The following is a 15581-nucleotide window of genomic DNA, read 5'->3' on the forward strand; positions in this document are numbered from 1 at the left end:
CCGGGCCTGACGAAGGTGGCGCAGTTCGGCGACCCGGTCGGTCCTGGGACGCTGGCGGGATTCATCACCGACAGCGGGCTGAGGCCGCGCTACCCGGCGGTGGAGATCTACCACGTGGACGCCTCGGGGCCCACGTCGACACCGACCCGGCCCTATCTCACCGACACCGACGCGATGGCCCGCGTCGACGGCGGGCCCGAGGCGCTGCTGCGAATCGACGAACGCCGACGCCTGCTGGGCCAACCACCGCTGGGCCCGATGCTGCTCACCGCCGACGCCGAACGCGCGGGGTTGCCCGCACCGGTCGTCACCGTCACCGATACCCCGGTCGCGCGCGAGACCGACTACGGCCGCGTCGACGACCACTCGTCGGCGATCCGCACCCCCGACGACACCAGGCACACCTTCAACCGGGTCCTCGACTACCCGGCAGGCGGCGCCGACCCCGTCTACGGGAAGTGGCCGGGCGGCCGGCTGTCGGTGTCCAGTTCGGCGGCGGACTCGACGTCGCTGCCCAACGTCGCCACCGCACTCGGTCCCGCCGCGGCCATCGACGGGGACTCGTCGACCAGTTGGGTGTCCAACGCCCTGCAGGCCGCCGTTGGGCAGTGGTTGCAGGTCGACTTCGATCACCCCATCGCCAACGCGACCGTCACCATCACCCCGAGCGCCACAGCGGTCGGCGCGCAGGTCCGCCGCATCGAGGTGGCCACCGCCAACGGCACCAGCACGCTGCGGTTCGATCAACCCGGCAAGCCGCTCACCGCCGCCCTGCCATACGGCGAAACCCCGTGGGTCCGGTTCACCGCGGTGGGCACCGACGACGGCTCACCCGGGGTGCAGTTCGGCATCACCGACTTCACCGTCACCCAGTACGACGCGTCCGGGTTCGCCCAGCCGGTCAGCCTGCGGCACACCGTCATGGTGCCGGGGCCGCCGCCCGGTTCGGCTGTGGCGCAATGGGATCTGGGTTCGGACCTGCTCGGCCGCCCCGGCTGCGCGGACGGCCCCGTCGGTGTGCTGTGCGCCGCGTCGATGGCGTCCTCACCGGAGGAACCGGTCAACCTGAGCCGCACGCTGACCGTGCCTGCGGCCACCAAGGTGGTGCCGACGGTGTGGCTGCGCGCGCGGCAGGGACCCAACCTGTCCGACCTGATCAGACCGCCCGACACCACCTTCGCGGTGGGCGACGCCGACCCGATCGACGTACTCGGTTCGGCATACGCCGCCACCGACGGCGACCCCCGCACCGCGTGGACCGCGCAGCAGGGCGTGGTTCAGCACCGGACGGCTCCCAGCATCGAGGTGCGCCTGCCCGCCCCGACGGAGGTCGCCGCGCTGCGCTTGACGCCGAGTTCGTCGGCGCTGCCCGCGCACCCGACGATGGTCGCCGTCGACCTCGGCGACGGACCACAGGTCCGTCCACTCGACGCAGACGGCGGTGCTCAGACGGTGCCGTTGCACCCAAGGGTGACGGACACCATCAAGTTGTCGATCCTGGATTGGGACGACGTGATCGACCGCACCGCACTGGGTTTCGACCAGGTCAAGCCGCCCGGCCTGGCAGAGGTCACCGCACTCGACGCGCGCGGTGCACCGATCGCGGCCGCCGATCCGACGCGCAACCGCGCCAGGGCCATCGCGCTGCCGTGCGGCCGCGGCCCGATCATCGCCGTCGCGGGCCAGTTCGTGCAGACGTCCGTCGCCACCACCGTCGGCGCCCTGCTCGACGGCGAACCCATCGCCGCACGGCCATGCCAGGCCGCACCGACCACCTTGCCCGCGGGCGAGCAGGAATTGCTGATCAGCCCCGGCCCGGCGTTCGTCGTCGACGGAGTCCAGTTGGCCGGCCCACTCGCCGCGCAGGTGCGCGGCGCCACGGCCACTGCGGCCGTCACCGGCCGCTGGACGGCCGATCACCGCGAGGTCGACGTCACCGAATCCGCCGCGTCGCGAGTGCTGGTGGTGCCCGAGAGCATCAACCCGGGATGGCGGGCGCACGCACCCGACGGCGCCACCCTCACCCCGGTGACGGTCAACGGCTGGCAGCAGGGCTGGGTCATTCCGCCGGGCACGTCCGGCCCGATCACCCTGGAGTTCGCCTCGAACACCGCATACCGCATCGGGTTGTTCGGCGGCCTGGCGCTGCTGCCGTTGCTCGCCCTGTTGGCCTGGCTGCCCGTCCGGCGGAAGGTGCCACCCAGCGAACCGGCGCGTCCATGGCAACCGGGCACCCTGGTGGCCGGACTCGCCGTCCTCGCAGTCGGATTCGTCGTTGCGGGCCTGGCCGGAGCCGCGGTGGTAGGCGCCTGCCTCGCGCTGCGCCGGTTGCTACCCCCCAGGTGGTCAGACCGCGTGACGATCGGCGCCACCGCAGGCGGCCTGATCCTGGCCGGCGCCGTGCTCAGCCAATACCCCTGGCGCTCGGTCGACGGATACCTCGGCCACTCCTGGGGCGTCCAGTTGCTGGCGCTCATCAGCGTGGGCGCGGTGGCCGCGTCGGCGGTGCCGTTGACGAACGAGTCCGCCGGAAACCGGCCCGAGACAGGACAATCCGGCCGTAGCATCCCGAATGGTCAGTCGACGGAAGCAGGGGCATGAACTCGACCACGCTGAACACGGCGCGCGGCGCCATCGACGCCGCCGACCTCGGCGTGACACTCATGCACGAACACGTCTTCATCATGACCACCGAGATCACGCAGAACTACCCCGAGGGGTGGGGCGACGGCGCAAGGCGGGAGGCCGACGCCATCACGCGGCTGAACGAGCTCAAGTCCCGCGGGGTGGACACCATCGTCGACCTCACCGTGATCGGCCTCGGTCGCTACCTTCCGCGCATCGCCAGGATCGCGGCGGCCACCGAACTGAACATCGTGGTGGCCACCGGCCTGTACACCTACAACGACGTGCCGATGTACTTCCACTACCTGGGCCCGGGAGCCGCGCTCGGCGGCCCGGAGATCATGACCGAGATGTTCGTCCGCGACATCGAACACGGCATCGCCGACACCGGGATCAAGGCCTCGATCCTGAAGTGCGCCACCGACGAACCCGGCGTGACGCCAGGGGTGGAGCGAGTGCTGCGGGCCGTCGCGGCCGCGCACCGCCAGACCGGGGTGCCGATCTCGACGCACACCCACGCCGCGTCGCGTCGCGGGCTGGAACAGCAGCGCATCTTCGCCGAGGAGGGCGTGGACCTGTCCCGCGTGGTCATCGGCCACTCCGGTGACACCACCGACATCGCCTACCTGGAGGAGCTCATCGCCGCGGGGTCCTACATCGGCATGGACCGGTTCGGCGTCGACGTCTTCCTGTCCACCGAGGAGCGTGTGAAGACGGTCGCGACGATGTGCGAGCGCGGCCACGCCGATCGGATGGTGTTGTCCCACGACGCCTCCTGCTACTTCGACGCACTGCCCGAGGCGACGCTGCCGATCGCTTTGCCCAACTGGCACTATCTACACATCCACAACGACGTGATCCCCGCGCTCAAACAACGTGGCGTGACCGACGAACAACTCACCACCATGCTGGTGGACAACCCGCGCCGGATCTTCTCCACACAGGGCGGTTACTGACATGGTCGACCGCGTCGCGCCGATGAGCACCCAGATCTCGACGCTGGCACGGGCGGCGCCCGACGCGCCTGCCGTCACCTGCGGCGGCCGCACCCTGACCCGCGCCGAACTCGACGCGTCGACGAACCGACTGGCCCGGGCGTACGCCGAACTCGGCGTCGGCGTCGGCGACTACGTGTCGATCGCCATGCCGAACTCGATCGAATGGATACAGGTGGTCATCGCCTGCTGGAAGCTCGGCGCCGTGCCGCAGCCGCTGTCGGCGCGGCTGCCGGTCGCCGAGTTCATCGGCATCCTCGATCTCAAGCCGCGGGCCTTGATCGTCGGCCGGGCCGATCCGCGTGGCGAGGCGCCAAGCGTAGCAGCGGATTTCGCGCCCGATCCGGCCATCTCCGACGCGCCACTGCCAGAGGCGGTGTCCCCGGTGTGGAAGTCGATGACCTCTGGCGGAAGCACGGGCAGACCAAAGCTCATCGAGGCGGGCGGGGACAGCCGGATACCAGCTCTGATCGGCTTCCCGCTCGGCATGCAGGAGGACGACGTCAACCTGCTGTCCGTGCCGCTGAGCCACAACACCGGGTTCACGACCGCGGCGGCGGGCCTGCTACTCGGGCACCACCTGGTAATCATGCCGCGGTTCGAACCCAACGAGTTCCTCCGGCTGGTCACCGAACACCGGGTGACGTTCCTGGCCACGGTGCCGACCGTCATGCAGCGCCTGCTGCCGGTGTATCGCGCCGACCCGGACTCCTACGACCTGTCGTCGATCCGGAGGTTCTGGCACCTCGGCGCGCCGTGTCCGCCCGCGATCAAGCTGGCCTGGATCGAGCTACTCGGGCCCGAGGCTATCTGGGAGTTGTACGGCGGCACCGAACTTCAGGCGTTGACCTTCATCTCGGGCGACCAGTACCTTACGCACCCGGGGTCGGTGGGCGTCGTCGTCGCAGGCGAGATGAAGGTGCTCGACGACGACGGGGACGAGTGCCCGCCCGGTGTGGTCGGCGAGATCTACATGCGCCCCGCTCCGGGCAGCGCGCCCACCTACCGCTACGTCGGCGTCGACGCCAAGAGCCGCGACGGCTGGGATTCGCTCGGCGACCTCGGCTACTTCGACGCCGAGGGCTTCCTATATTTGTCCGACCGGCGGGTCGACATGTTCACCGTCGGCGGGCGCAACGTCTACCCGGCCGAGATCGAAGCGGCGTTGGCCGAGCATCCAGACATCTTGTCCAGCTTGGTCGTCGGCGTGCCCGACGAGGACCTCGGCCAAGTTCCCCACGCGCTGGTGCAGGCAGGTGCGCCCCTCGACGAGGCGGCGGTGCGGGAGTTCCTGGCCGGCCTGGTCGCAAGGTACAAGGTGCCGAGCACCGTGGAGTTCGTCGACCGGCCGTTGCGTGACGATGCGGGCAAGGCGCGGCGCTCGGCAGTGCGCGCCGAGGTCATCGCGCGGCGGGCCGCGCAATCCGGCTAGCGCGCGACGGCAGGCTCGGGCGAATCGCTGACCGAGCTGTCCAGCGGCGTCACGTCGTTCCTTCTTTCCCACCGCCGCAAGGCATTCCGGCACGGCGACTCGACCAGCGCGTAGCTCACCGCGGCGATCGCGAAGCCGAAGATGACCGTCAGGACCAGCACCACCGACATGTGTCCGTTGAACGGGAACTCGCCGATCACCGGGAACACCATCGCCAGCGCGGCCAGATGCCAGACGAAGAGGCCATAGGACCACCGGCCCAGCGTCACCATGGTGGTGCTGCCGAGGAATCGATGGCTGGTGTCGGGCCGGTCGAGCACCAACGGCGCCAGCAGCGCGGCCGCCACCACCGTGCCCATCGCCACCTTCACCACGAACTGGCCGAGGTTGCCCGGAATCAGACCCTCCGGGCCAGCCAGCGGCGAGGCCGCCACCCCGAAGGCGGCGGCGGCAACCAGCGCCATCAGTACGCGGCGGCGCGCCAGCCGGTGCACCCACCCGACCGGGCTCACCGCCAACTCCGCCAGCACCATGCCTGCGGCGAACCAGGAGAAGAAGGCGGGGGGCCACGTCAGCGCATTGACACCGAACGGCACGTCGAACGGGATCAGCCCCCAGCCGAAGCTGGCGACCGCGAGCACCGCTATCGCCGTGATGCGCGCACGCACCGGCAGCCTGCGGGCCAGCAGCGCCAGGACCGGCAGCGCCAGGTAGAAGCTGACCTCGACCGACAGGCTCCACATCTGGGTCAGGCCTGCGGTCAACGTCAATGGCACGTAGATCTGGGTCAGCGACAGATTGGCCAGCCACACCACCAGGTCGGCGTTGGCGTCGGGCAAAAGACACAGGATCACCACGACGGCCACCAGATAGCCGGGCATGATGCGCACGACCCGGGACCGCAGGTAATGACCCGTCGGCGGTGTGTGTCGCAGCCCGCGGGCGGCGGCGGCGTGCCCGCGCCACAACAGGAAGCCCGACAGCGAGAAGAACACCGCGACCGCGAGATCGAACCGGCCGAGCAGCCGGCCGGTGGCCCAGGTGGTGTGCCCGGTCTGGAAGGCGACGTGGGTGATCACCACGCCCACTGCGGCGCAGGCGCGCATACCCTCGACGGCGGGGACGAATCCACGCTGCCCGCCGGTCTCATTCCCCACGGCGCCAGTGTGCCCGATGCGGTTGTAGTACGCGTCGAGCCCATCGCGGGGCTGTTAGGGTCGTTCGAGTTGCCTCCTCCGCCTGGTCTAGGCAGGTGGCGGCATGTGGACACCGAGTCGTGTGGTCACCCCGAAGACGAGGAGGCACGGTTTGAACCGCGCTGTGGCGCTGCGTATCGCAGCGTGCGGGCTCATGGGACTGGGCGCCGCCCTACTGATCGCCGCGCTTCTGCTGTCCACCTACACCGAGGGCAAGATCGCCAAGATCCCGCTCGACCTGGACACCACACTGGTCAGCGACGGCACCGGCACCTCGTTCGACCCGGCGTCGCTGATGGCCCAGAAGTTCGTCGTCAGCAAGAACGTGCCGCTCTCGCTGCAGCAGCAGCTCAGCGTGGAAGCGCCGTCGAACGCGGACGTGGTGACGCTGCAGGTTGGCAGCACGCTGAAGCGCACCGACAAGCAGCAGGACAACGGCCTGCTACTGGCGATGGTCGACACCGTGACCCTCGACCGCAAGTCGGCCTTGGCCGTGTCCAGCGACACCAACCCGGGCGGCGCGGTGCAGAAGCCCCGCAGCATCGAAGACCAGAACCCGCCGACCAACGTCGCGCTACCGCACGAGGGCCTGTCCTACCGCTTCCCGTTCAACACCGAGAAGAAGACCTACCCCTACTTCGACCCCATCGCGCAGAAGCCGTTCGACGCGAACTACGAGGCCGAAGAGGACGTCAACGGTCTGACCACCTACCGGTTCACCCAGAACGTTGGCTACGACGGCGACAACAAGCTGGTCGACCCGGTGAAGTACGCCTCGCTCTACGACAACGACGAGGACAGCCAGGTCACCGCACGTGCCGAGTTGTGGGGCCTGCCGGGTGACCCCGCCGAGCCGGTCACCATGCAGCGCTACTACGCGGCGCAGCGCACGTTCTGGGTGGACCCGGTGTCGGGCACCATCGTCAAGGCCAAGGAACACGGCTTCCACTACTACGCCCGCGACGCCCTCAAGCCAGAGGTGACATTCGCCGACTACAACGTCACCTCGACCGAGGAGACCGTCGAGGCGCAGGTAGCGGCTGCCCGCGACGAGCGGGACACCGTGGCACTGTGGGGCCGGATCCTGCCGATCACGTTCACCGGGCTCGGTCTTGTCTTCCTGGTCGGCGGCGTGCTGCTCGGCTCGTTCACGCTGCGAGCCGAGTCGGCGCTGATCGATCCTGGGCTGGACGGCGCCGACCACGGGTTCTTCTCCAGACGTGGCGCCGACGACTCCGGTCCGATGCCTGCCGCCGAGGCGCAGACCGAGAAGCTGCCCACCCAGCGGCCGTCCGACCTGCCGCCGGACCGACCGGCCTGATACCGACCAGCCTGATTCGGCACCCCGGCATCCGTTGGGCGGTGCCCGGGTACGCGCTGGCGCTGTCGCTGCTGGTGACGGCGCCGCTGCTCGCGCCGGGCTACCTGTTGGTGCGCGACGCGGTGTCGACGCCCCGCTCGTATCTCTCCGACGCGGCGCTGGGGTTGTCCGAAGCCGCGCCGCGGGCGCTGCCGCAGGACTTCGCGATCGCGCTGGCCTCGCACGTCGTCGACGGCGGCGTGGTGGTCAAGGCACTGCTCATCGCCGGGCTGTGGCTGGCGGGGTGGGGCGCGGCCCGACTCACTGCCGTCGTGGTGCCCGACGCGGGCCTGTCCGGGCAGTTCGTCGCAGTCACGCTGGCCATCTGGAATCCCTACGTCGCCGAGCGCATGTTGCAGGGGCATTGGAGCCTGCTGGTCGGCTACGGCTGCCTGCCGTGGGTGGCGGCGGCGATTCTTCGCCTGCGCAGCGGTGACGGCGCCTGGTGGCCGGTGGTGTTCTGGATAGCGCTCGCCGGCCTGACGCCGACGGGGCTGCAGCTGGCCGCCGCCGTCGCAGTGACGTGCAGTCTGGCGCCGGGGCCTGGCAGGTCGCGCTGGGCATGTGCGGCGGTGAGCCTCGGCGCGGCGGTGCTGGCCGCGCTGCCGTGGCTGGTCGCCTCGGCGGTCGCCGGGTCGCTCTCGTCGTCGCAGGCGGCGGGGGTGGCTGCGTTCGCCGCACGCGCCGAACCGGGTCTCGGTACGTTGTTCAGCCTGGCCGGGCTCGGCGGCATCTGGAATGGTCACGCCGTACCCGACTCGCGGACAACGCTTTTCGCGGTCGTGGCCACCGTGGTACTGCTCGCCGTGGTGGCCGTCGGCCTGCCGACCGCAATGCGCCGCCCCACCGCAGTGCCTCTGCTGGCGCTGGCCGCCGTCGCCGTCGTGCTGCCCGCACTGATGGCGACGGGCCCCGGTCTGGCGTTCGTCGAGTCGACCGTGCGGACGCTGCCAGGACTGGGGGTGGTGCGGGACGCGCAGAAGTGGGTCGCCCTGGCGATGCCCGGCTACGCGGTCGCGGGCGCGGCCGCGGTCGTGACGCTGCACCGCCTGCCCGCCGTGGCCACCGCCGTCGCGTGCTGCCTGGCGCTGCTGGCCGTCCTGCCTGACCTGGCGTGGGGGGTGGGCGGCAAGGTCGTCTCGGTCCGCTACCCGCCGGGGTGGGCGGCGACGGCGGCACTGATCAACGCCGATCCACGGCCCGTCGCGGTGCTGCCGCCGGACAGCATGCGTGACTTCGCCTGGGCCGGGCGTGCGCCGGTGCTCGATCCGCTGCCGCGCTGGGTGTCGGCAGATGTGCTGGCAACGGGTGATCTGTTGATCGGCGGCCGGACGGTGCCCGGTGAGGGCGAGCGGGCCAGGGAGGTGCAGCGCCTGCTGACCTCGGGCGCCGACGCCGCGGAAGTAGCGCGCGCGGGTGTCGGCTGGGTGGTGGTCGAGTCGGCGGGGTCGGCGCCGCTGGCGCTGCCGGTCGCGTACCGCGACGACGACCTGACGCTGTACCGGGTCGGGGGCGAGCACCCGGCGGCGGCGCACCGCGGTGTGCTGTTCGCCGCGCACCTGATCTGGCTGGCGGCGTTGATCATCGGCGCCGTCGGGTCGGTCGTGACGTGGCGGTCGACTAGACGATGCCGCTGACCATCCGGCCGGCGAGCACTGACTCCAGCACCTCGTGCATGGCGTCGGCGCTCTGCCGCCAGGAGAACTCGCCGCTGCGTACCTGAGCCTTCACCCCGAGTTGCTCGCGCAAGACGTCGTCGCCGAGCAGCTGCTCCAGCCGGGCGACCAGTTCGTCCTTGTCGTCGACGAGCAGACCGGTCACGCCGTCCACGATCGAATCGGTCAGCCCGCCTGAGGACCGGTAACCGATGGTGGGCACCGCGTGCTGGGCCGCCTCCGTCACGGCCAATCCCCAGCCCTCCTTGCAGGACGGCAGCAGATGTACCCAACTCCGTTGCAGGAGTTGGTGCTTCGCGAGTTCGTCGACATGGCCGTGCAACGTCACCGCGTCCGATATGCCCAGCAGCTCGGCATGGGCGACCAGACGGTCTTCCCACCATCCACCGCCGACTACGTCGAGATGGAGGCCGGGCACGACCGGGCGCAGTCGGGCGATTGCATCCAGTGCATCCTCGATCTGCTTGTGCGGCACCAACCGCGACAACACGACCACCCGCGGAGTGGCCGACCTCGGCAGGTCGAGCGTGCCCGCGGGAGCCTCGTCGAGTCCGTTGCGCACCACCGCGATGCGATCGGGACGCACTCCGAGGTCGACCAGGTCGCGCGCCGACGGCAGTGACACCGTGACGTACTGGTTGCGCCGGTGTAGCCGCGGCGACAGCGTCGCCTCGATGAACCAGCCCACTCTGCTCAACAGCCATCCGGCCACCGGCCACAGCTCGCGGTGGCAGTGGTGCACCAGCACGACGGCCCGGCGACCGAACACCAGACGGGCCAGGAACGGCAACCCGTTCTGGGTGTCGACCACCACGTCGGGACGCACCCGGCCCAGCGGGCCGAGCCCGACCCTGGCGCCGAGCATGGCCAACCCGGCACGCAGGTAGACGGTGTACGGGCCGCCTGCGCGACTGATCGTGACGCCGTCGACGGTCTCGCGGCCCGACGCGCCCGGGTAGCGGGCGGTCCGCAGGGTGACGTCCACGCCCTGCGCCGCCAGCTGAGCACCGATGCGCTGAAGATAGGCCTCACTGCCCCCGCCCTGCGGATGCCCGGTGTCTCGCCAGCACAGCAGCAAGACGGAACGGAAGGGACGGGCAGACATCCGAGTCAGACTAGTCGCCGCCTACGCTCGATCGGTGCCTGCCAGCCGAACCGATCTGTTCGCCAGGCGGGCCACCTTGGCGCGATCGGTACGCCTGCTCAGCGAGTTCCGGTTCGAACAGCGCGATCCGGCCCGCTTCTACGGCGCACTGGCCGACGACACCGTCACACTCGTCACCTCGTTGTGGACCTCACTGCACGGCACCGTACCGACCCGGCGCACCCTGCTCGACGTGGGCGGCGGGCCTGGCTACTTCGCCACCGCGTTCATCGATGCCGGGCTGAACTACGTCGGCGTCGAACCCGACCCCCGAGAGATTCATGCGATGCATACCGACCCTTGCGAAGCCGGCGCGGGCATCTTCGTCCGGGCCTCGGGGCTGGCGCTGCCGTTCGCCGACGGCAGCGTGGACATCTGCCTGTCGTCGAACGTCGCCGAGCACGTCGCGCAGCCCTGGCGACTGGGCCGCGAGATGCTGCGGATCACCAGGCCTGGCGGGCTGGTGGTGCTGTCCTACACCGTGTGGCTCGGTCCGTTCGGTGGCCACGAGATGGGGTTGACGCACTACCTCGGCGGCGCGCGTGCCTCAGAGCGCTACACCCGCAAACACGGTCATCGGCCGAAGAACGACTACGGCTCGTCGTTGTTCGCGGTGTCGGCGGCCGACGGACTGGAATGGGCTGCGAGCACCGGGGTGCTGGTCGCCGCATTTCCGCGCTACCACCCACGATGGGCCTGGTGGATGACACGCGTGCCCGTGCTGCGGGAGTTTCTGGTCAGCAATCTGGTGCTCGTGCTGCAGCCGTGCTGAACCACTGAACTGCAACAGGTTCTCGTTTCGCGATTCGATGGGTAATGTGACGCTCATGACACAGAGCACTGCCTTCAAGACCGAGTGGGACAAGCTGTTCATCGGCGGCAAGTGGGTCGAGCCGGCCACGTCCGACGTCATCGAAGTGCACTCACCCGCCACCGGAGAGCTCGTCGGCAAGGTGCCGCTGGCGTCGGAGGCCGACGTCAACGCCGCGTGCGCCGCGGCCCGCAAGGCCTTCGACGAAGGGCCGTGGCCGCACACCTCCCCCGAGGAGCGGGCCGCCGTTCTCGGTGCCGCCGTGAAGATCATGGAGGAGCGCGCCGACGAGCTGAAGTTCCTGCTCGCCGCCGAGACGGGTCAGCCGCCGACCATCGTCGACATGATGCAGTACGGCGCGGCGATGGCGTCGTTCAACTTCTACGTCGGTGCCGCGGACAAGTTCACGTGGCAGGACATCCGCGACGGCATCTACGGCCAGACGCTGGTGCTCAAGGAGCCGATCGGCGTCGTCGGCGCGGTCACCGCGTGGAACGTGCCGTTCTTCCTGGCCGCCAACAAGCTCGGCCCTGCGTTGTTGGCCGGCTGCACCGTCGTGCTGAAGCCCGCCGCCGAGACCCCGCTGTCGGTTTTCGCGATGGCCGAGATGTTCGCCGAGGCCGGACTTCCAGAGGGCGTGCTGTCGATCATGCCCGGCGGTGCCGAGACCGGGCGCGCGCTGACCGCGAACCCGGAGTTGGACAAGTTCACCTTCACCGGCAGCTCGGGCGTCGGCAAGGAGGTCGCCAAGATCGCGGCCGAGAAGCTGAAGGCCTGCACCCTGGAACTCGGCGGCAAGTCCGCGGCGATCATCCTCGAGGATGCCGACCTGGACTCAACGCTGCCCATGCTGGTGTTCTCCGGATTGATGAACTGCGGTCAGGCCTGCGTTGGCCAGACCCGCATCCTGGCCCCGCGGTCGCGCTACGACGAGGTCGTAGAAAAACTTGCGGAAGCTGTCTCAAATATGCCGATCGGCCTGCCAGACAACCCGGGAGCCATGATCGGCCCGCTGATTTCCGAGAAGCAGCGCGAGCGCGTCGAGGGCTACATCAAGAGGGGTGTCGAAGAGGGCGCGCGGATCGTCACCGGTGGCGGCAGGCCCGAGGGTCTGGACGGCGGCTGGTTCGTCGAGCCCACCGTTTTCGCCGACGTGGACAACTCGATGACCATCGCCCAGGAGGAGATCTTCGGACCGGTCCTCGCGGTGATCCCCTACGAGACCGTGGAGGACGCGATCCGGATCGCCAACGACTCCGTGTACGGGCTGGCGGGCAGCGTCTACACCACGGACTTCCCGAAGGCCCTGGAGATCGCGAAGAGGATCCGCACCGGCACCTACGCGGTCAACATGTACGCGTTCGATCCCGGTGCGCCGTTCGGCGGCTACAAGAACTCCGGCATCGGCCGCGAGAACGGGTGGGAAGGCATCGAGGCGTACTGCGAGTCCAAGAGCGTGCTGCTGCCCTTCGGCTACACGCCGTAGCTCAACCCCGTCCCGCTCGCCGAGACGTACGTTTTGCAGCGTCCCACTCGAACTTCTTCCGCAGAACGTACGTTTCGCGTCACCCACGATGGCTAGAAGGACGCCTCACTGAGGTCCATAGCCGTCAGGTCGACCGATTCCACGATCCTGCGCTCAGACGCAAGGCGCGGGAGGACGTTCTTGGCGAAGAACTTCGCCGCGGTGATCTTGCCTTCGTAGAAGGCACGATCCCGTTCGGATGGCCCCGCGTCGAGCGCCTGGAGTGCGATCTCCGCGTTGCGCAACAACAGCCAGCCGATCAGCACGTCGCCGACGGCAAGCAGGAACGGAACCGACTCCAGCCCAAGGCGATACAGGTCACGCGGGTTCTGCTGCGACGCGATCAGGTAGCCGGTCATGGTGACCACCATGGCCTGCAGGTCAGCCAGCGCGGCGGCCAGCACCTCGCGGCACTCCGCGAGTTCGGGACGCGACTCGCCGTCGAGGAAGACCTGAATCTGGCCTGCCACGTGACCAAGGGCGGCGCCGTGGTCTCGGGCGATCTTGCGGAAGAAGAAGTCCTGCGCCTGGATCGCGGTGGTGCCCTCGTACAGCGAGTCGATCTTCGCGTCGCGGATGTATTGCTCGATCGGGTAGTCCTGCAGGAAGCCCGAGCCACCGAAGGTCTGCAGCGACTCGGTGAGGCATTGGTAGGCGCGTTCGGAACCGACGCCCTTGACGATCGGCAACAGGAAGTCGTTCACGCGTTCGGCCATCCCGGCGTCCGCCCCGGACACCAAGGCCGCAGCGGCAGCGTCCTGGTGGGCGGCGGTGTACAGGTACAGCGCGCGGAGTCCTTCGGCGTAGGACTTCTGCACCAGCAGCGCCCGCCGCACGTCGGGGTGGTGCAGGATGGTGACCCGCGGCGCGGTCTTGTCGGTCATCTGGGTCATGTCGGCGCCCTGGATGCGGGTCTTGGCGTACCCCAGGGCGTTGAGGTAGCCGGTCGAGAGCGTGGCGATGGCCTTGGTGCCCACCATCATTCGCGCGTATTCGATGATCTTGAACATCTGCGCGATGCCGTTGTGCACGTCGCCGACCAGCCATCCAACGGCGGGCCTGCCGTGCTGGCCGAACGTCAGCTCGCAGGTCGCAGACGCCTTGAGTCCCATCTTGTGTTCGAGACCGGTGACGTAGACGCCGTTGTGCTCACCGGGGTCGCCCGTCTCGGGGTCGGGCAGGAACTTCGGGACGAGGAAGAGGCTCAGCCCCTTGCTACCTGGCCCTGCGCCCTCCGGGCGGGCCAACACCATGTGGAGGATGTTCTCGAAGAGGTCGTCGGTGTCGCCGTTGGTGATGAAGCGCTTCACGCCGTCGAGGTGCCAGGTGCCGTCGGGTTGGGGGACGGCCTTGGTGCGTCCGGCGCCGACATCCGAACCGGCGTCGGGTTCGGTGAGCACCATGGTGGCGCCCCAGTTCCGGTCGATCGCCATGGCCGCCCAGTGCTTCTGCTGCTCGTTGCCGACGTGATGGAGGATGTCGGCCAGGATCGGCCCCGCGAGGTAGATGAAGGCCGCGGGCTGGGCGCCGAGCGCAAACTCGTTTATGGCCCAGGCCACCATGGCCGGCGCGGGCACGCCGCCGATCTCGTCGGACAGCCCGATGCGGAACCACTCACCCCGTTGCCAGGTGCGCAATGACTTCTTGAACGGCTCGGGCACGGTGACGGTGTGCGCGTCCGGGTCGAACGTCGGCGGGTTGCGGTCGGTCTCGGCGAACGACTCGGCGAGGGGGCCCTCGGCCTGCTTGGCCGCCTCGCCGAGCATCTCTCGCACCGATTCGGCGTCGAGGTCGCCGAATTCGCCGGTCGCCAGGACCTTTTCCAGGTCGAGCACCTCGAAGAGGTTGAACTCGAGATCACGCACGTTGCTCTTGTAGTGACCCATGGCCGCGCCTTTCGCGATCGAACAGCGCCCCTCAGCCTAGCTTCGACTACCGGTCAGTAGCCACGAAACTGGGCGGGCCGCCGCTCGACGAACGACTGCACGCCCTCCGCCGCATCCGCCGTGCCGAACAGGCGGGTGACCTCGGGCCGGAGCCGGTCGGCCGCTGCGGCGTCGCCTTGGGTGCGGGCCAGGTGGGCCGACGCCAGCGTGGCCTGGACGCCCAGTGGCGCGGCGCGGTCGGCGATGCCGTGGGCGATCTCGCGGGCCCGCGCCCTCGCCCCGTCCGCACCGTCGACGACCTCCTGGACCAGCCCGATCCGGTGCGCTTCGGTGGCGTCGAACTCGTCGCCGGTGAGCAGCCACCGCATCGCGTTTCCCCACCCGGCCTGCCGCGGCAGCCGGATCGTGGCGCCGCCGAACGGGTAGATGCCTCTGAGTACCTCCATCTGGGCGAACCGGGTGTCCGACGCAGCGATCCTGATGTCGGCCGCCAGCAGCAACTCGATGCCGAGGGTCAGGCAGCGACCCTGCGCGGCGGCCACCACCGGCTTGGTCCAGTCACCGTCGAGGCGCCACGGGTCGCGGCCGTCGTCGGGGAGCGGGTTGCGGCCCTCGGCGATGAGCGGCGCGACGTCGACCAGGTCCAGGCCCGCGGTGAAGTGGTCCCCGTGCGCGACGAGCACGCCGGCCCGCAGGGTGTCGTCGTTCTCCAGCAGGGCGTACGCCAGGGACAGGTCGACGAGCATGGCCACGTTGAAGGCGTTGCGCTTGTCAGGTCGGTTCAGCCCCATCACCAGGACGTGCCCGTCGCGCTCGAGGGTCACGGTCTCCAACGTGGGATCGGCGGCGGTGGTCATGGGTGGAGTGAACTCCCATCTCCCAGATTATGCAAGAGACCATAATCCTGGCGAGGGCGGTCGGAGGCGATGCT

The 15581-nt window shown here is 69.5% G+C and carries 11 protein-coding genes; 7 read left to right on the forward strand and 4 right to left on the reverse strand.

The genetic code is table 11. The annotated features are described in order from the left end of the window. The 3 genes from QOC69_RS22635 to QOC69_RS22645 form a co-directional block, all read left to right on the forward strand. A partial coding sequence (locus QOC69_RS22635) for an alpha-(1->3)-arabinofuranosyltransferase domain-containing protein (protein WP_526443780.1) occupies positions 1-2601 on the forward strand: 2601 nt, incomplete at its 5' end. Then, on the forward strand, positions 2598-3581 hold the full coding sequence (locus QOC69_RS22640; RefSeq protein WP_526443782.1) for a phosphotriesterase family protein: 984 nt from the start codon (positions 2598-2600) through the stop codon (positions 3579-3581). The genes QOC69_RS22635 and QOC69_RS22640, both read left to right, overlap by 4 nt. Before the next feature lies 1 nt (position 3582). Continuing rightward, positions 3583-5052 (forward strand): AMP-binding protein, encoded by a 1470-nt coding sequence (locus QOC69_RS22645; protein WP_526443784.1) that lies wholly within the window; start codon positions 3583-3585, stop codon positions 5050-5052. On the opposite strand, the gene QOC69_RS22650 is transcribed toward QOC69_RS22645, so the two are convergent. Then, a complete protein-coding gene (locus QOC69_RS22650; RefSeq protein ID WP_526443858.1) occupies positions 5049-6158 on the reverse strand; it encodes an acyltransferase family protein in 1110 nt (369 codons plus the stop codon). The two genes, QOC69_RS22645 and QOC69_RS22650, sit on opposite strands and share 4 nt — an antisense overlap. 202 nt (positions 6159-6360) lie before the next feature. Between QOC69_RS22650 and pgfA the strand changes: the two genes are divergently transcribed. Beyond that, positions 6361-7569 (forward strand): cell envelope lipid trafficking protein PgfA, encoded by a 1209-nt coding sequence (gene pgfA, locus QOC69_RS22655; RefSeq protein WP_526443786.1) that lies wholly within the window; start codon positions 6361-6363, stop codon positions 7567-7569. A gap of 41 nt (positions 7570-7610) precedes the next feature. Beyond that, positions 7611-9245, forward strand: coding sequence for an MmpA family trehalose lipid delivery protein (locus QOC69_RS22660; protein WP_526443788.1), 1635 nt, complete (start codon positions 7611-7613; stop codon positions 9243-9245). On the opposite strand, the gene QOC69_RS22665 is transcribed toward QOC69_RS22660, so the two are convergent. Continuing rightward, entirely contained in the window at positions 9229-10389 is a 1161-nt protein-coding gene (locus tag QOC69_RS22665) for a glycosyltransferase family 4 protein (protein ID WP_526443790.1), read from the reverse strand. The two genes, QOC69_RS22660 and QOC69_RS22665, sit on opposite strands and share 17 nt — an antisense overlap. A gap of 34 nt (positions 10390-10423) precedes the next feature. On the opposite strand from QOC69_RS22665, the gene QOC69_RS22670 reads away from it, so the two are divergent. Both QOC69_RS22670 and QOC69_RS22675 read left to right on the forward strand, forming a co-directional pair. Next, positions 10424-11200 (forward strand): class I SAM-dependent methyltransferase, encoded by a 777-nt coding sequence (locus QOC69_RS22670; protein WP_526443792.1) that lies wholly within the window; start codon positions 10424-10426, stop codon positions 11198-11200. 55 nt (positions 11201-11255) lie between these two features. After that, the gene (locus QOC69_RS22675) at positions 11256-12725 is read left to right on the forward strand and encodes an aldehyde dehydrogenase (RefSeq protein WP_526443795.1); all 1470 of its coding nucleotides are present in this window, start codon (positions 11256-11258) and stop codon (positions 12723-12725) included. 92 nt (positions 12726-12817) lie between these two features. On the opposite strand, the gene QOC69_RS22680 is transcribed toward QOC69_RS22675, so the two are convergent. Next, a complete protein-coding gene (locus QOC69_RS22680) occupies positions 12818-14650 on the reverse strand; it encodes an acyl-CoA dehydrogenase C-terminal domain-containing protein (RefSeq protein ID WP_526443797.1) in 1833 nt (610 codons plus the stop codon). 53 nt (positions 14651-14703) lie between these two features. Next, positions 14704-15507 carry an enoyl-CoA hydratase/isomerase family protein gene (locus QOC69_RS22685; RefSeq protein WP_526443799.1) on the reverse strand — a complete coding sequence of 268 codons (804 nt, stop codon included), beginning with the start codon at positions 15505-15507 and terminating at the stop codon, positions 14704-14706. Between the last annotated feature and the right edge of the window lie 74 nt (positions 15508-15581).

The sequence above is a fragment of the Mycobacterium sp. genome, assembly GCF_032162105.1.
Classification (GTDB): Bacteria; Actinomycetota; Actinomycetes; order Mycobacteriales; family Mycobacteriaceae; genus Mycobacterium.